The following is a 16,524-nucleotide window of genomic DNA, read 5'->3' on the forward strand; positions in this document are numbered from 1 at the left end:
GATCGCCCACGGCCAGAGGCACCGTACATGGAGTCCCACGCAGGAAGTAGAACGCGAACCAGCCCCCCACCGTGCGGAATCAGACAGTCCCGAGCCAACCCTACGAATGGCTCGCTCAGCCCAAGCAGGAAGGTAGGGCCACCCGATGGAGACGTTACGGTGAGCGTCTGATCAGACAAACGTCTCCGCCCTGTCCGTACGGGACAGGGCGGAGGATTTCTATGCGGCTATGGTCAGCGGAACGTCCAGGCGCTCCCCGGCCCCTAGGACGGCCTTGTGCGCGTCCGGTTGCAGGTGCGCGTAGCGCTGGGTGGTCTGGAAGCTCTCGTGTCCCAGCAGGTGTTGGACCTCATAGAGCGAGACTCCCTTCTGGACAAGCCACGAGGCGCAGGTGTGGCGCATGGAGTGCGGCGGGTAGTGCGGGACAGCCTGTTGCTCGCCGTAGCCGTCGAAGTAGTAGGCGTTTGCGAGGGCGGGCCACCAGGTCTGGCGCCGCCAGTTGCCGTCGTCGAGGCGGCGGCCGGCACGGCCCTTGGTGACGGTGGTGAAGACCAGGGCATCACGCTCAAGTCGGTGGATGTGGCGTTCGAGTGCTTGTAGAACATGAGGCGGGAGTGGTACCTCACGCCTGCTCTTGGAGGTCTTCGGATATTCCTTGATGCCGCTTTTGGTATTGACCTCCACCACGAACAAGCGGGAGCGGCGCTGGTCGATGCGGTGACGGTGGAGCCCCGACAACTCTCCCCAGCGAAGACCGGTATAGAAGCCGAGCAGGGACATCGTCTTCCACGCGGAGGGGAGTTCGTCGAGGATGCTCTGCGCCTGGTCGAGCGTGAACCACTGCGCGGGTTTGACCGCGATCTGGAGCAGGTCGATGCTGCGGCAGGGGCTCACCGCTATCACATCGTCATCGACGGCCGCGCGCATGATGGAGGACATCAAGTTGTAGGCCCGCTTGATGGCAGCGGCGCCCGTGCCCTTGATCATCAGGGCACGGACCCAGCCCTGAACATCCATTCGGGTGATCGCCCGCATCTCCCAGTCGGCCCAGTAGGGAAGAACGTGGTGCTTGATGCTCGACGCGTCCCCCCGCAAGGTATGGGGCTCCACCACACGAGCGTTCCACCATCGCTCGTGCCATTCGCGAAACGGCAGCGCGCCGACCCGCGGATCGCGCATACCCCCACGAGCGAACTGAGTCTCCATCTCGATACCCCAGGCGCGGGCCTGGCTCTTGAGAGAAAACGACTCGCTGAACCGGTCTCCGGCCCGGTTACGCACCGTCGCCTGCCACTTCCCGGACTTCAACTTACGCAGATACGCGGCACTACTCCTTCGTTCGAGGAAAGGGGACGTTGCACTGACAACGAAAGCTCAGCGGCGAGTGCGCGAAGCAGCAAGCGACCTGCTGGTGATGAACTCCTCCAGCCCGTCAACGGGGACCCGGACGCGGGACCGGCCCGCTCCTGTACGCAGGTCGACGACCGGCAACTCCCCCGCAGCAATGAATCGGTAGACAGTGCGGCGATCGACATCCAAAGCGGCGGCGACTGCAGGGATAGACAGCAAACGTGTAGGCATGGGCAAGTCCTTGGAAACCGGCGGGCAGGGCAACAGAGGACCAAGCGGTTGAGGTCGATGTCCAGCGTCCCGGGAGAGGACCAACCGGAGCGGGACGACAACAATGATCCCCAGAAAACACGTTTTGCCTGACGGCATTTTCCACGCTATAGAGGACCCCCTCACGAGTCAGAGCAGCGGACGCCGACAACTGCTGCTTCCCTGCCTGGACGGGTCCTACTACCGGAGCCGCAGTCAACAGTCCCGGCTACCTGCACTTCCGACGCGCCCCGCAGGCCGGTCCCGACTCACCTTCGTAGCGCGAAAAAAGCGCATACGAAGCATGCATCATCTACGACAGTGCGGTGATGCGAGTGGAGTCGGACCAGACGCAGGGTGTATCCTTTCATTGCAGTGAACCAGCGAGCGCTTTATTTTGACATGAACGCAAGGGAGCCATCCACTCTTTGGTTCACATTCATGTCTGCCGTGGGCGAATTGCTATTTCGCACCTAGCGCGACCACTCCCTGTCTTCACACCTCTACAGCCGTTGCGGTTCGTAAACGCCGGCCAGCATTAATATCCGGCAAGACAAGTCCCTACAGCGGGTGTTCTGTCCAAGGGTTCAGCAACCAAGCCAAAACAAGCCGCTCCGGGACCGGGCACCTGGACTCAGCCATCGCGCGTCACGGTCAGGCGCAGTGTGGAATGGGGACTTTACGGCTACAGGAGCCGCCCAGCAAGTGATGAGAGTCCGGCGAAGGGCCAGTCCGTTCGGCTGACGGCACCAAACGCGGCGGGGCCTGCCGCGAGGTTGATAAGCATTCCGAGGAACAGTTTGTGGGAGACGGCAAGGATCGCACCGCCATGACTTTCAGTCATGACGCGTAAGTAGTTGGCGCAGCGGGACGCCCGCTGGTGGAGTTCAGTGAGGCTTTCGCCGTCTCCGCAGGCCAGTGACGGGTTAGCCGTGCGCTGTTCGCGCCAGGCGCGGTATTCGGGTGGGTACGTCTCGGGGGTGTGGCCGATGACGATGCTCGGGGCGCGCCACTCAGCCAGGAGCGGGCTCGTGTCGATGACAGGGATGCCGGTGAGGTGGGAGAGAAGGTCGGCGGTCTGGCGGGCGCGCAGGAGAGGGCTCGTGACGATGGCGGTGACGCCCTCCGGGAGCGGAAGGGCGCGGTGGATTTGGGCGCGGCCTTCGGCGGAGAGGGGGGCATCGAGTGGGGCGTGGTGGCCGGAGTGGTGGCCTTCGTAGGCGCCGTGGCGCATGAGCCAGATGTCAGCCAAGGATCCAGCCTCCGTCGACGCGCAGGGTCTGGCCGGTGACGAAGCCGGCGTCGGGGGTGGCGAGGAAGGCGACGGTGGCGGCGATGTCGGTGGGGTGGCCGCGGCGTTGGACGCACTGGCGGGCGAGTTGGCGGGCGGTCATGGCGTCGGGGTCGAGGACGACGGCGGCTTCGGCGGGGACGGCGATGGAGCCGGGGGCGACACAGTTGGCGGTGACGCCGGCGGGGCCGAGTTCGCGGGCGAGGGCGCGGGTGAGTCCTTCGAGGCCGGCTTTGGCGCTGATGTAGGCGGCAAGGTCATGGCGGCCGGCGGTGGCGAGGACGGAGCCGATGGTGATGATGCGGCCCCAGCCGCGGGCGGCCATGGCGGGGGTGAGTTCGTGAGCCAGGAGGTAGTGGCTGGTGAGGTTGGTGGCCAGCACGTCGTCCCAGACGGCGGAGGTGGTGTCGGCCCAGGTCATGCGGGGGTAGGCACCGGCGTTGCTCACGAGGACGTCGATGGGGCCGGGGCGGGCGTGGGCCTGGCGGCAGAAGGCGCGGACGGCGTCCGGGTCGCGGAGGTCGGCTTCCAGGGGGCGGGCAGTGCCGCCGTTCGCGGTGATCTCGTCGGCGAGGGCGCGGGCGGTGTCCCAGTCGTCGAGGTGGGCGAGGACGACGACGGCCCCGTCGGCGGCCAGGCGGCGAGCGATGGCGGTGCCGAGGCCGCCGGTGGCACCGGTGACCAGGGCGGTGTGGCCGGTCAGGGGGCCGGGCATGGTGCCTCCTCGACGGAGAAGAAGGTGGCGGGGGCGAAGGACGGGCTCATGGCTTCGGCGAGGCGGGCCAAGGCGAGCAGCCGGTCGGCGGGGGTGAGGTCGGCCAGGTTGTAGACGGCGAGGATCCGCATGGCCAGGTAGGGGCGCAGGAGTTCAGCGAGGTCGGCGTGGGGCCAGAGCTTGTCGGCGACGGGCTCGACGAGCTGGTGCCAGTAGGCGGTTGCTGCGGTTCGGCGGGGTGCGGAGACGTGGGCCGTGTAGTCGATGTGGATCGTGCGAGTGGCGTGGTTGACGTGCGCCCGCCCCAGCTGCGGTCGGTTGGCCGCCACGCGGTGGAACGTGGCGGGGTGGTCGGCGAAGGCGGCCGGGTTGTAGGTGGGGACGAGCCAGCCGCCGAGGGCGGTGGCGTGCCAGAGGAAGTTGGCGAACTCGCCGAGGATGCTGTTGGGGCTGGCGGTGTCGTAGTCGAGCCAGGCAAGCGGGTGGGCGAGGTTGACGTCGGTGGGGTCGCCCTGGGTAAGGGCGGCCCAGACGGGTTCGGTGCGCTGGAAGTGGGCTCGTAGGCGGCGCAGAGTGGCCGTCCAGCCGAGTGTGCGCGGTTGGCCGTTGATGACGAGGACGTATTCGGCGAGGCGGCTGACCGGCAGGTCGATGATGCCTTCGGCGACGGGGAAGTCGGCTCCGGCGTAGTACGTGTCCAAGCGTCCGCCGGGGGCCGCGCGGTCCCAGTACAGCTTGCGGACCACGTTCTCGGGCGGCACTTCCTGAGCTGTGGCCAGGATGACGGTGCGGTACGCGGTCGTGAGGTTGTCCATGTACTGGAGGAGTTCCGCGGTGGGCGCCTCGGTGTTGAGCAGGTCGAGGAGCAGGCCCTTGTCGCGGCCCGAGGGCAGGCGTTCGTACGCCAGCAGGTATCCGCCGGGGACGCGGACGTGGGCGTGGAGCGCGGGAATGTGGTAGTGGCCGAGCAGGCGGGCATGGCCGCGGATTTCCTGGCGGGCCTCTTCTCGGTCTCGCGTGTACTTGGCCAGGAGCGGGCGGCCGTTGACGTCCAGTGGGAGGAGGAGGTTGCGGGTGGCGCGGCGGATGGGACCGACGTGCCACCGACGTACTGCGGTCATTCTTCGGCTCCGCCCAGCACCTCGACGCAGACCCGGGCGAATGCAGTCGGCGTGATGGCGTCGAGGTGGACGTCGGAGTCGGGTGCGATGGCGTCGCGTACGGGGCAGAGGTCGCCTTGGTGCATGCGCTCGGAGAAAGGGGTGGCAACGGCGTGGTGGTGGGGCAGGCCGGTGCGCCATTTGCTGTGGGAGTGGCGGGCGTAGAGGCCGAGTACGGGCGGTCCGCTGCCGTCGGCGGTGCGGGTCAGGGCGGCGAGGTGGGTCAGACCGGTGTCGTTGCCGAGGACGAGGTCGCAATGGGGGAAGACGTCGGCGAGGTCGTCTGCGGGGAGGCCGTCGAGGTGCAGGGCCCGGACGCCTCGGGCGCCGCCTGCTGCGGCGATGCGGACGCAGCCGTCCTGGTCGCCGCCGATGAGCAGGAGACGGACCGGGGTCTGCCGGGCGTCGGCGATGCGGCTGGCCACCTCCGTGAAGCGTTCGGCGGTGTAGTCCTTGCGCTCGGGCCAGCTGGTGGCGGCGATGGCGGCGATGGTCAGGCCGTCGAGCCAGCCTGCGGCCTGCAATTGCTGGGTGAGCCGGTTGGGAGCTGTGATGAGGGTGGGCGCGAACGAGCCCTGTGCCGGGAGGCGGAGGCCGAGGCGGCGTTCGAGCGCGAGGTAGTAGCGGGCGGGCATGTCGGGGTACGCCTGGCCGTCGGTGGACCAGCAGGGTGGTGCGGCGGGGTCGCAGACGATGCTCACGTGCGCCGCCGCCTGATGGCGTTCGATGGATTCGCGGTCGCCGATGACGGCGAACCTTCCGCGCGGGGCCGTGCCCGGCGGGCCCGTGAGCAGTCCGCTGCGGGCGATGAGCTGGGCGTATGGTCCCTCCGCCCGTACAGGCAATGCTGCGGGTGATCGCTGGCCGAGCCAGTCGCGGACGGCGCGGACGGCCGCGAGGGCGAGCAGGGAGTCGCCGAGCTTGCCCTGGAAGGAGGCCAGGATCTCGTCGCACTCGTTCAGGCGGTCGACCAGTTCGGCCGACGCCGGCACCGGAAGAGGCGCTCCGGCGGCGAGGTTCTGCCGGTCGTACCCCAGGGGGGTGGTGTGCACCGAGTGGGCGGAAACGTATTCGCCTCCGGGACAGAAGCGCACCCCGGTCATCATGGTCGTCATTGCCCGGCCCCCATCACCGTCAACGCCACCAACGGCATCCCGATGTCCGCGAGCAGCGCACGAGCCCCGTGCGTGGCGTCCTCCACCAGACACGCGGCGGCCACGGGCTGGGCACCGGCCTCGCGGAGGCGCCGGGTGAGATCGGCAAGCGTCCGGCCGGTGGTGATCTCGTCGTCCACGAGGACCATCCGCTGGCCGGGAGCGATCCCGTACGCAAAGACGTCCGTGCGCATCGCGTGCGGCTCGCTGAAGCGGACCGCGCCGTCGAGCGGCAGGTGCAGCTTCCAGGCGATCTTGTACGGGAGCGCGGCGGCGGAGGCAAGGGAGACGGTGGGGAGGATGCCGCCGGCGTCCAGGCCGAGGAGGAAGTCCACCGTGCCGAGGGCCTCGGGCACCTCGGTCACCAGCCGCTCCCAGAGGCGGTTGCCGGCCGAGGCGAGGGCGTCAGGGTGGACGGCATCCTCCAGGCCGTCGAGGGAGTGGATGACGCGTTCGCGGCGGCTGGTGGGTCCGACGCCGAGGCGTTCGACGATCCGGGCGGAGAACGGGGGTACGGCAAGGGTTTCGGGCATGGCGAAGCTCCGGGTGAGAGGTGATGCAGTGAGAGGGGGCCGGCGTCGCGCCGGGCTGCCTTGGGAAGATTGAGTCAGGTCCGCGGTCAGGCGGCGAGCTGGTCGGCGTACCAGGTCAGCAAAGCGTCGACGGCCGGCAGGACCGAGGCGAGGGCCTGCTCGCGGGAGCCTTCGCTCCAGGCCACCGCGGTCTCGGTCAGGGTCGGAATACCGAAGGCCGGCAGTCCGGGGAGTCGGGAGGCAGCGGCCAGAATCCGGTCGGGGCCCGTCTCCCACGTCCCGTGTCCTCGCAGGAGGAGGCGGCAGGCGAGGACCAGGTGCTTGTAGAGCTGACGCAGCTGACCCGGGCCGGCCTCGGCACGGAGGCGTCGCATGGTGAGGATGACTTGGGGCAGTTCGCGCACTGCGGCTAGGTCCAGCTCGTCCGTCGTGATGTGCGGCAGCTCCAGGAGCGGGTCGGCGTACAGCACGGGCCGGTCGGCCTGGAGCTGGTGCAGGGCGAAGGCAACTCGTGGTGTGAGCTGGCGGGCGAGCAGTTCGCCGGGCGTGGCGAGGGTCAGTCCGACGGAGGCCGCGTCGCCCAGGACCTGCTGGTAGTGGCTGACCGCGCTTCCGATCTGATCCGCGGCTGAGTGGTCGGCGATGACCAGGAGGTCGAGGTCGGACCAGCCGGCGATCCAGGTTCCCTCGCCCGGGCTGCCGGTGAGCGCGGCAAGGTGGACGGCCCGACCGTACGAGCGTAGCCCGTCGATGAGGTCGGAGGTGGCGGCGGCCACCGGTCCGGGGAGACCGAGTCCGTACGGCGTGGTGGTGCGGGGCTTGGCCGGGACTGGTGGTGCGGCGATCCGTCGGAGGCGGGCGCGGAGTTCGGTGATGCTGCCCGAGTTGTCGATGAGGTGGTCGGCGAGGGCGGCGACCCGGTGGGCTCCGCGGCTCATCTTGATCTCGTCCTTGGCGGCGACGGCGTGCGCCACGATCCCGGAGCGGCTCACCCGTACGGCGAAGGGCACGTCGAGATACACGATCCGCAGCCGGTCGCCCATCAGGTGCTTCAGCTCGGCTATCGACGCCTCGTCGTGGACGGATTCGATGGTGATCAGCTGGGTGTCCACGTGGGTGTCCGCGAAGCGGTTCAGCTCGTCCAGGAGCAGTTCTGCCTGGCGGCGCGGGGAGAGTGCGTACGGGTCGGCAAGTCCCTTGCGTGCGGCGGCCTGGCGCAGCAGGTAGCCCATCTTGAACCGCTGCGCCCCGCAGGTGCGGCGGACGAATTCGGCGCTGGTGCTCTTGCCGCACTCGCTCAGCCCGCCGAAGGCGATCACCCGGACCAGGCGCGGGCTCGGCGTGATCTCCATGGCCGCCGCCTCGTCCGCTCCGTACAGCTTGTAGCGGGCAGGTATCGGGAGGCGCCGAGTGCCGGCTAGGACGTCGGCGGCAAGCGAGTCCAGCGCCGCGCACAGCTCGTCCCGCTGCTTGTGGAGGGCAGGCACGCGGCGCTTGGCCAGGTCGTCACGGTCCGATGCACGCTCGCTGTGCCAGATCCGCAGGGTCAGGATGGACAGCCGGTCGAGGACAGAGGCGAGGGTCTCGGTGTGCAGCGGAGTGTCGGCCTGGGCGGCACCGCCGAGCGCGCCGAGGACTTCGTCGGCCCGTTCGGCCAGGGCGTTGCGCTCGGCGTTGAGCTGGTCGATCTCCCGCTTGCAGTCGGCTACTCGCTCGGCCGGCAGTCCCGCCGCGCGGACCTGGTCCTCGGTCTTCCACAGGCGGGTGTTGACCGCGTGCAGCCGGGTGACAGCGTCGTCGAAGCGGCGGAGGTCCTTCTCCGGCAGGCTCGCAGCGGCCCGCGAGAAGCCGGGCGGGAGGATGAGCGGAGGGGGGTTGCTGGTGACGGTCGTCATCGGTCGTCGTCCTCCCCGATGTCGTCGGCGCTCAGGGGGAGGGTGAGGCCCTCGATGATCTGCCTGTGGACGTCCGCCCGGCCGTGGTGTTCGCAGTCCACGACCAGGTCGTACGCGCCTTCATCGGACTGGCGGAGCAGGATCTCGTGCAGCACCTTCTGATAGGTGGGGTAGATCCCGGTCCACGGGCGGCGTTCGCGGGTGCTGGTGATGGCGTAGCTGCGTTCGGCGTTCAGCGAGGGCATGAGCAGGACCGAGGTCTCCGGCGGTGCCGGGATCGCGGCGGCGATTTCCCGCACGGTCCACAGCGCCTCACGCGCCGACAGGCCGTCCTTGACGACGCTGGTCGCGGAGGCCACCGCGATGAGCATGGGCAGGCCGCGGTCGAGCAGCCCGGTGCGGTCGGGCTCGCGGGCGGCAGCACGCTTTGCGTGGCCTCTGACCAGCATGGTGGCCAGTTCCACGGTCGTCGACTTCTCGAACCACCAGGACGCGTAGTCCCCTGTCGCGGCGCGCTCCCAGGGCTCCGGGTCGTGTTCATGTACAGCGCCCAGCGCCTGGAATCCCTCCCAGCGCTCGGCCAGCCGCCGTAACTGCGTGGTCTTCCCGACGTTGTCGGGTCCGTTGAGGCTGATGAAGTCGGACATGTCTGCCATCGGCGCTCACGCCTTGCGGATGGGCGTGTCGAGGACGGAGACGATCGCGTCGATGTTGGCGGCAGTGAAGTGGGCCAGCTCCGGCGGCATGAAGTTGAGGTCGCGGATGCCGTCGGCCGTGAAGGGGACGCGGACGATCTCGTACCCGCCGCGTTCGGGCTTGGAGAACTCGCTGCCGGTGCGAACGGACACGTTTATGCCCGCCAAGCGGGCGGCGAAGATGTGCTGCACGCCGATGCCGCCCTCCAGCTCATCGGTGATCAGGTGGACCAGCTCGGCGCGGTCGAGCGTGCCGCCCAGTTCCTCGAAGACCTCGCGGTGCAGCGCGGCCTCGATACTGTCGTCCTCCTCTTCGACTCCACCGCCGACGCTGACCCAGTACGGATCGCGGCCGGGCTTGGTGCGCTTGATGAGGACCAGTTCGTCGCCGTCGAGCAGGATGGCGCGGGCGCTGCGCTTGACGATGTCGGGCATACCGATGGCTCCTTGTACCTAGGGGCTGCTTCCGGGGCCAGCTGATGCCGACCGGGGGAACAGCATGCTGCATCCCGGTGACCCGATGTGACGTACGGATGCCGCACAAACGCCGTACCGCTGCCGAACACGACTCGTTACGCTGGGTATTTCGCCGTACGGGAGGGGAGGGGGCGGTCATGGTCACGGTGCAGCGCTGGTCCGGCAGAGAGGCCGGGCTGCTGCGCGCGGCGATGCGGATGAGCATCCGCGACTTCGCCGCGCACCTGGGTGTAAGCGACCGCGTCATCTCCAAGTGGGAAGCGGGCGGCGAGGGCTACTGCCCCCGACCTGATTCCCAGGCCGTGCTGGACACGGCGCTGGCCCGCTCGACGGAGGACATCCGGCTCCGATTCGCCGAACCACTGGGGCGGCTGGCGGCCACCGCCTCCGGCACCGCACGGATAGGCGTCGACTCGCACAAGTTCCTGCCGGTTTTCATCGGCGCCCGTCGGGCGCGCCGTCTACAGAATGAGTTGGGCCCGGGCTCGGTGGGCGACATCTGGCTGGAATCGTCGTCGACACGCCTGGACCACCCGGACAAGGAGACGACGTGCACTCTGCACGTCTTCGCCTGCGGGGTGGCCGTCTTCCACCTCGTACAGCGCCAGGCTCCCGCGTCCCTGACCGAACTGGCCGTCTGGCGCTACCGCTCCTACGCCTCCGATCTGCCGTGGGCCGGAGCCCGGATGCGTGACCTGCTGGAGGTCGATCGGAGCCAGCAGCCGGACCCGGAGTACGTCCTTTCCCTGTACTGGGTCAGGTCAGGACCTTGGAGCGACGGCCGCGAGTTCGACACCGCGCTACGGCTGCTGTCCACGCCATCCGTCTTGGTCGACCGCAGCGCGCCCAGCGGGCCGGCCCCCCTTCACCAGTCCGTCGAGGAATCGCTCCTTGCCACGGGATTCGACCATCCCGACATCGTCTCCTTCGGCATACGCGGCGTCTCCACTGGCTACGCGGGATGGTCAGGAGTCGCCTACGCCGCCCACTCCGCCGAGCGCAGCCTTACCATCGACGAGCTCGTCACCTGCGAACTCACCGTCCAGACCCTGTGGTGCTTCTCCCACCAGATCCAGACACTCGTCGAAGACGGCCAGGATCCCTTCACCCCGGACGACTTCGGCTGGCGCTTCCTGCGCGCCGCCGCCTCCCGCCTCACCACAGCCCGAGCCCAGGAGACCGCGCAACACGTCCTCATGCGAGAGGCCATCATGAAGACAAGCGGACTCGCGGAACGACTGCGGGCCGCGCAAGACGCTCTGCGGGACAGCGTCAGCTGACGACGACGGGAGATTCCGCAACCATGGACCTCGACCGCGCGGCCCTGATCGTCATCGACATGCAGAACGGGTTCGTGAACCACCACAGCAGGCACGTCGTGCCCATGGTGGCCAGCCTCGTCGAACGGTGGACGGCCGCCGGTGGCCCCGTCGTCTTCACCCGTTACGTCAACTACGCCGGCAGCCCCTTCGAGCGGTTCTTCGACTGGACCAGGCTCCAGCGCCCCCCTGAGACCGACATCGTGCCCGAACTGGTGGAGCACGCCGCCTCCGCGTACGCCGTCCTCGACAAACCCGCGTACTCCCTCTACACCGAGCAGGCCGCCACACTGATCGCGCAAGCCGGGTGGACCGACCTCGTCTTCTGCGGCATCGCCACCGAAAGCTGCGTCCTGAAATCCGCCGCGGACGCCTTCGAACGAGGCCACGCCCCCTGGATCATCACCGACGCCTCCGCCAGCGACGCCGGCCCCTCCGTCCACGACGCCGGCCTGCTCGTGGCACGCCGCCTCATCGGCCGCCGACAGCTCATCACCACCGGCCAGGTTCTACGGCAACTGCCCTCGCCCTTGAAAACCCCGGTGATGGAATAGAGGTCATGGCAGCAACCCCACCCCACGACGACAGCACTGACCTGATCATCGTCGGCGGAGGCCCAGCTGGCTGCGCCGCAGCCGTGATGGCCGCAAGCGTCGGCATGCGCTCGATCCTGATCGAGGCCGACGCGTTGTGCACCAAGCTCCAGCACATCGGAGCCCTCAACAACGTCGTGGGCGGCTTCACCAGCGGGCCCGAATTGGCCGCCGCCATCGCCAAGGACATCGCCCGCACAGAGCTCTGCCAGGCAGAGCTGGGCATCCGGGCGACTGAGGTCGTAGCGACCGACGACCAGGTCACCGTCATCCTCAGCGACGGCCGCCGGCTCACCGCACCCCACGCAGTCGTGGCCACCGGCGTGGGCCCGCTGCCGACGGACAAGGCGCCATGGCTGACCGTCCCCGGTGACACAGTCCTGCCCACCCTCTGGGGAGCCAAGGTCGCTGACCACGAGCGCGGCCCCTTGCTCGTCCTCGGTGCCGACCGTCCGCTCGGCACCTTCCTTCGGACGCATCCCACGCTGGAGGCATCAATCCTGGTGGCCTACCCGCCCGCGGACGACTACAAGATCGACGAGGTACGAGACGACCCGCGGATCACCCCGCTCCCCGTAACGAACCTCTTGGTGAGCGCTGACGACGATTCCCAGTTCGCCGCCCAATGGAGGGACAGAGCAGGACGCAACGGCGCCTTTGGGGCCGAGGTCGCTTACCTCAATCTCGGCAGCGCCCCCATGCCCCCCGCAGGCGCCGTCACCCCAGACAGCACCGGCTACTGTCCGCCCGAGCTTCAGCATCCGCGCATCCTCACCGCCGGCGACCTGCGCTCCGCCCGCTTCCAGCGCATCATGGCCGCCACCGGCTCCGGCAGCGAAGCCGCCCTTCACGCGTACTACGCAGCCCAGCCCCCGAGCAGTTGACAACCGGACCGTCGCATCCTGGGCGAGCGGCACTCGCTGAAACCGAGCCCAAACTGCTGGCCGACTTCTTCACTGTCAGCGGCCAGGATTTTTGACTCTGATCAACATTTCGGGATGACCAAGCGTAAATGCCTCGCGAGCAGGAAGGACGCGGAGTCCACCCTTCCTGTGCTGGTCAAGGCGCCATCCGTTCTGAGGGTGAAGGTGAAGCTGCCGCCGAACGAGCGTCACCACGGCGGACTGCCAGGAGCAGTGGCGCAGCTGGATGGCCAGGAGTAGTCGGTGCCAAGGCCGGTGCCGTTCCAAAGGCGGAAGAACAGCATGGGTGCGTAGGGGTCCGCGGTCACCTAGCCGAACGTCTTCCCGTAGCCGGGTTGGTGCTGCCGAAAAGCACTGATGGCGTGCCGAATGCCGAGTTCACATCGGTCCACGCGTGGTCCCGTCTATGCTCAGCGCCCGGTCCAACCCAAGCCATCCCTGCCGGTGCCCGAGCTCCGCGTAGACGGAAGCCGCGCTTGTGCCGTGATCAGTCGGCAGGAAACCTCGAACGCTCCTGTCACGCCCGTCGGACACCATGCCTTGTGCCGCTCCGGGCGTGCTTCTCGTTGTGTGCCAACCGGGAGCATTCACACCTGCCAGCGGTAGAAGGGTTTGTCGTCGCGCTGCTGGAAGCCCAGGGCTTGGTAGAGGGCGAGGGCGGACGGATTGTCCCGGTCGGCCGTCCACTCGACGCGCGGGCAGCCGGCGGCGTCCGCCGCGGCGCGTACGGCTTGCATGAGGGCGCGGGCTATACCGCGGCGTCGGGCTCGTTCGCGGACGAAGAGTTCCTTCAGGAACAGGGACGATTCGGCTCCGGCGGCCGGCCAGAGGAACGAGTAGGAGGCGAGCCCGAGGATGTCGTCGCCTTCGCGGGCGAGCAGCACGGTGGCTATGGGGTTACTACCGAACAGGGCAGCACGGATCTGGGTCTGGTCGGCGGGGGTGTCTTTGCCCCCGTAGTACGCCTCGACCTCCCCGAGGATCGTCGCGATCGCCTGGGTGTCCGTTTCTGTGGCCCGGTCGATGTGCACCGGCTGCTCCTACTCGGCTGGGGGCAGGGCGAGCACGCGGCGCAGCTCCTGCCGTGCGGTTCCTTCGGGCACGGTATCGGCCACCTGTCCGGCGCGGTAGATGATCAGTGCAGAGCGCTGCTCGGGCGGGAGACCCATCACGATGTGGCCGGTCGCGGTCGCGGCAGCATCCGGGTCGCCGTCAGCGCTGTAGCAGGCCGCCAGGTCCAAGCCGATGAGAGCGCGGTCGGTGTAGTCGGCCGTGGGATACAGCTCCATAGCCTGATGGAGTTCGTCGCGGGCTCGGGCGGTGTCGGCCAGGTGGGTCCAGGCGTCGCCGGCGTGGAAGTGCCAGTGAGCGGTGGTGTAGCCGAGCGCGCTCTGGATCTGGTGGTCGGGGTCGAGACGGTCCAGCGCAGTCTGTCCGGCGGTGAGGGCCGCAGCAGCGCGGTCGTGTCGTCCCAGAACGGCGTGGGCGCGGGCTTCGAGGGGGGCGGCGAGCGCGGGCCCGACGCAGGGCAGGCCCCCTGCCACGTACTGGGAGCGGCCGGCGAGTTCGAGGGCTCCGGCGATGTCCCCGGTGTAGTAGTGCTGATAGGCCTCCTGGGCGTAGATCCAGCTCAGGGTCGCGCGGTCGTCGGCGGCAGTGGCTGCCGCACGCCCGGTCCGCCACCAGTCCCGGGCGCCGGGGTCCCCGGCTTTGAGGAGGGTCAGCGCGAGCAGACCGGCCAGTTGCGCCAGGCAGGTGGTCAGCCTACGTCGGGCCTGGGGCGACTGGCGGTGCTTGAGGACGCGCTGCAGGTCGGCGATGTCGGCCATGAGGTCGGGCAGGAATTCGGCCTCGGGCCGCCAGCGGGTGGCTTTGCCGTGCCGGGCGACCGTGTACTCCCAGTCCTCAACGCCTGCATCGGTCATCGGGCCAACCCCGGCGAGGGCGTCCGTGACGCCGCGGTGCAACCGGGCCGCGCGCTCGCTCAGGGAGTCTTGTGGACTGGATGCGGCCAGTGCGATCAGTTCGCCTCCCGCTCCAAGAGCCCGGTCCAAGGCGGCGGCGACAACTGCGGTGGGGGCGCGTTCGCCGGATTCGAGGTAGCTGACCTGGGATTTGCTGATGGCAGCCAGGGCTGCCACGTCCCGGATGGACCGGTTGCCGCGCAGTCGCCGCAGCGCAGCGCCGAACTCGGTGTCGGCCATCGATTGTCCCCCCTGTCCCGCGTGTCCACGCAGGTGTGGACATCTGTGGACACGGTCTGCCTGTGGCCGTGCGGCCACAGCGGTAACGCTAGTTGCCATAAGCGATCACGCGCAGCGACATCCATGAAGTCGCTGTACCTGTCCGACTCGTGCCGAGGTATGTGATGTCCCGTCGAACTGGTTCCAACCGTCACCGCGTCAAACCGGCGAGCACCACCGGTACCGTGGCGCCGGCCCTTTTGACGGAGACGGATGTTGCGCTGCAGATGCGCCGTCACCTTGCCGGGCCCGTGCTGGGCTGGTTGGCGGCACCCTCTGTGGTGTGGGTGGGCTACGCGGCGACCGGCCATACCCCCAGTGTGTCCCTCGGCGTGGCTGTCGCTGTTACCGCTGCGGCGGGGGCTGCGTGGTCGCTTCGCCAAGGGGTCCGCACGATGGTGTCGCTGTGGCTGCGGAACCAGTCAGGGCGGGCGGACGAGGGTGCGGCCGGGGAAGCGCAGCGTCAGCAGGTGCGGGAGTTCTGGCAGAGCGCCGGAACCTCCCTGCAAGGGGCTGTCGATGTGCTGCGCGCTTCGCAGGAGTGGATGGTCAAGGCCCACCAGGACTGGGTGGAAGTGGGTGCGGGGCAGGGCAGGGACTTCCGCAACGTCACCTCGGCCTGGCTGAGCTACTACCGCCGCTCGATCGACGGCATCGTCGTTGATGTCAAAGCGTTGCTGGAGGACGTACGGCAGGGAAAGGTCCCGGATCGTCCCGCCTTCCCGGCCCTTCCGACGCGGCCTTGGGGCATGTTCGACGAGCTGGACCGGAACCTGGCGCTGCTGGGACACAGCGTGCGGGATGCAGTCGTTCAGGCCGCAGCTGCGAACACCGGCACTGCCGACGCCGAGTTGGACGTGTTCGCAGGGATAGCCAAGAGGCTGCGCTCGCGCGCCGACCGTGTCCTGGTCGAGCTGGACGGACTGGAGCGCTCCACGGAGGATCCCGATTCGTTGCAGGCCCTGCTGCGGGTGGATCACAAGGTGGTCCAGATCCGCCGGGACGTGGAGGCGGTCACGGTCCTGGCCGGCGGACAACTGCGGCAGAGCGGCGGCCCCGCGGACCTGTTCAGCATCCTGCGGCAGGCGACCGCGGAGATCGAGGACTACGGCCGGGTCCACTTCGGCGACGTCGCCCCGGTCCAGGTGACCGCCTACGCACGCACGGCACTCATCCATGTCCTCGCCGCCCTGCTGGAGAACGCCACCCGCTTCAGCCGTGACGAGGTCCGCCTGTCCAGCACGCTCGGCGCCTCGGGACTGGCGGTCACCGTGGAGGACAAGGGCCTGCACATGCCCGCCGACGATCTGCGGATGCTGAATGCCTTGTTGGCCGACGCGGATCCCGCCATCGTCCGGGCACGTCTGGTCGAAGGACGGATCGGGCTGCTGCTGGCTGCGAAGCTGGCTCACCAGTACCGGCTGGAGATCACCCTCCAGCCTGCGGAGGACCGTGGCACCAAGGCCCTGGTAATCGTCCCTGCGAGCCTGCTCCTTCACCCTTCCGAGCAACCGGCCCCCGCCCCGGTACCGGCGCTCAGCGCGCCGACAGCCGCTGTTGTCCCGCCCCGCCCCGCCCCAGCGGACGCGCCTGCCTCGCTTGGCCAGGGGCTGGCGTCGGTCTCCGCGCTGCCCTTCCCCGAGCAGCCAGGCGCTGTGCCCGTCGTGGGTACGGCCTCGGGGAGCGCAAGCACCGCGCAGGAGTCCGTCCCAGGTGGCGAGGGGCAGCGTCCCAGCCTGCCGCGTCGGCGCCGCGCTGTGACCGCAAGCGCCCCGGCAGGCGAGGTCGAGCACCCGGCCAGCGGCGAGGTGGCCACGGCCGGCCTGGTCGGCGCCTTCCTCCAGGGCACCCAGCAGGCCGGCGACAGCTCCCCGCCTGCGGACGAACCTGCGGGGCCCGTGCGTCCCGCCACACCGTGATCCCATCC

Annotated in this window: 17 protein-coding genes; 5 read left to right on the forward strand and 12 right to left on the reverse strand. The window is 68.9% G+C overall.

Annotation, left to right across the window (positions count from 1 at the left end; genetic code table 11):
- Positions 1-219 precede the first annotated feature (219 nt).
- The 10 genes from K7G61_RS29515 to K7G61_RS29560 all read right to left on the reverse strand — a co-directional run bounded on the left by K7G61_RS29515 (position 220) and on the right by K7G61_RS29560 (position 9,477).
- Positions 220-1,308, reverse strand: coding sequence for a site-specific integrase (locus tag K7G61_RS29515; protein ID WP_225850106.1), 1,089 nt, complete (start codon positions 1,306-1,308; stop codon positions 220-222).
- A 66-nt stretch (positions 1,309-1,374) separates the two neighbouring features.
- Complete coding sequence (locus K7G61_RS37085) at positions 1,375-1,719, reverse strand: helix-turn-helix domain-containing protein (protein ID WP_308190735.1); 345 nt, start codon at positions 1,717-1,719, stop codon at positions 1,375-1,377.
- A 565-nt stretch (positions 1,720-2,284) separates the two neighbouring features.
- Complete coding sequence (locus tag K7G61_RS29525; RefSeq protein ID WP_225850108.1) at positions 2,285-2,851, reverse strand: histidine phosphatase family protein; 567 nt, start codon at positions 2,849-2,851, stop codon at positions 2,285-2,287.
- On the reverse strand, positions 2,844-3,605 hold the full coding sequence (locus K7G61_RS29530) for an SDR family NAD(P)-dependent oxidoreductase (protein WP_225850109.1): 762 nt from the start codon (positions 3,603-3,605) through the stop codon (positions 2,844-2,846). Before K7G61_RS29530 ends, K7G61_RS29525 begins: the two co-directional genes overlap by 8 nt.
- Positions 3,590-4,726, reverse strand: coding sequence for a hypothetical protein (locus K7G61_RS29535; RefSeq protein ID WP_225850110.1), 1,137 nt, complete (start codon positions 4,724-4,726; stop codon positions 3,590-3,592). The genes K7G61_RS29530 and K7G61_RS29535 overlap by 16 nt, the downstream gene beginning before the upstream one ends.
- The gene (locus K7G61_RS29540; protein WP_225850111.1) at positions 4,723-5,817 is read right to left on the reverse strand and encodes a glycosyltransferase family 9 protein; all 1,095 of its coding nucleotides are present in this window, start codon (positions 5,815-5,817) and stop codon (positions 4,723-4,725) included. The genes K7G61_RS29535 and K7G61_RS29540 overlap by 4 nt, the downstream gene beginning before the upstream one ends.
- Positions 5,818-5,876: 59 nt before the next feature.
- Positions 5,877-6,452, reverse strand: a complete 576-nt coding sequence (locus K7G61_RS29545) for a phosphoribosyltransferase (protein WP_225850112.1) — start codon at positions 6,450-6,452, stop codon at positions 5,877-5,879.
- An 86-nt stretch (positions 6,453-6,538) separates the two neighbouring features.
- Positions 6,539-8,347, reverse strand: a complete 1,809-nt coding sequence (locus K7G61_RS29550; protein WP_225850113.1) for a DUF4254 domain-containing protein — start codon at positions 8,345-8,347, stop codon at positions 6,539-6,541.
- Entirely contained in the window at positions 8,344-9,003 is a 660-nt protein-coding gene (locus tag K7G61_RS29555; RefSeq protein WP_225850114.1) for a hypothetical protein, read from the reverse strand. Before K7G61_RS29555 ends, K7G61_RS29550 begins: the two co-directional genes overlap by 4 nt.
- Positions 9,004-9,009: 6 nt before the next feature.
- Positions 9,010-9,477, reverse strand: a complete 468-nt coding sequence (locus K7G61_RS29560; RefSeq protein WP_225850115.1) for an NUDIX domain-containing protein — start codon at positions 9,475-9,477, stop codon at positions 9,010-9,012.
- A 239-nt stretch (positions 9,478-9,716) separates the two neighbouring features.
- Here K7G61_RS29560 and K7G61_RS29565 point away from each other — a divergent pair, with 239 nt between their 5' ends.
- The 4 genes from K7G61_RS29565 to K7G61_RS29580 all read left to right on the forward strand — a co-directional run bounded on the left by K7G61_RS29565 (position 9,717) and on the right by K7G61_RS29580 (position 12,594).
- Positions 9,717-10,799: a hypothetical protein gene (locus K7G61_RS29565; protein ID WP_374204284.1), complete on the forward strand. Its 1,083-nt coding sequence runs from the start codon at positions 9,717-9,719 to the stop codon at positions 10,797-10,799.
- Positions 10,800-10,822: 23 nt separating this feature from the next.
- Positions 10,823-11,392: a cysteine hydrolase family protein gene (locus tag K7G61_RS29570; RefSeq protein ID WP_225850117.1), complete on the forward strand. Its 570-nt coding sequence runs from the start codon at positions 10,823-10,825 to the stop codon at positions 11,390-11,392.
- A gap of 5 nt (positions 11,393-11,397) precedes the next feature.
- Entirely contained in the window at positions 11,398-12,315 is a 918-nt protein-coding gene (locus K7G61_RS29575) for an FAD-dependent oxidoreductase (protein WP_225850118.1), read from the forward strand.
- A gap of 114 nt (positions 12,316-12,429) precedes the next feature.
- Positions 12,430-12,594 (forward strand): hypothetical protein, encoded by a 165-nt coding sequence (locus K7G61_RS29580; RefSeq protein ID WP_225850119.1) that lies wholly within the window; start codon positions 12,430-12,432, stop codon positions 12,592-12,594.
- Positions 12,595-12,941: 347 nt separating this feature from the next.
- Here the strand turns inward: K7G61_RS29580 and K7G61_RS29585 are convergent, their stop codons facing one another.
- Positions 12,942-13,385: a GNAT family N-acetyltransferase gene (locus K7G61_RS29585; RefSeq protein ID WP_225850120.1), complete on the reverse strand. Its 444-nt coding sequence runs from the start codon at positions 13,383-13,385 to the stop codon at positions 12,942-12,944.
- 9 nt (positions 13,386-13,394) lie between these two features.
- Entirely contained in the window at positions 13,395-14,558 is a 1,164-nt protein-coding gene (locus tag K7G61_RS29590; protein WP_225850121.1) for a helix-turn-helix transcriptional regulator, read from the reverse strand.
- Positions 14,559-14,992: 434 nt separating this feature from the next.
- Between K7G61_RS29590 and K7G61_RS29595 the strand changes: the two genes are divergently transcribed.
- Positions 14,993-16,516 carry an ATP-binding protein gene (locus tag K7G61_RS29595; RefSeq protein ID WP_225850122.1) on the forward strand — a complete coding sequence of 508 codons (1,524 nt, stop codon included), beginning with the start codon at positions 14,993-14,995 and terminating at the stop codon, positions 16,514-16,516.
- The last annotated feature ends 8 nt before the right edge of the window (positions 16,517-16,524 follow it).

The sequence above is a fragment of the Streptomyces sp. HPF1205 genome, from assembly GCF_020400825.1.
Classification (GTDB): domain Bacteria; phylum Actinomycetota; class Actinomycetes; order Streptomycetales; family Streptomycetaceae; genus Actinacidiphila.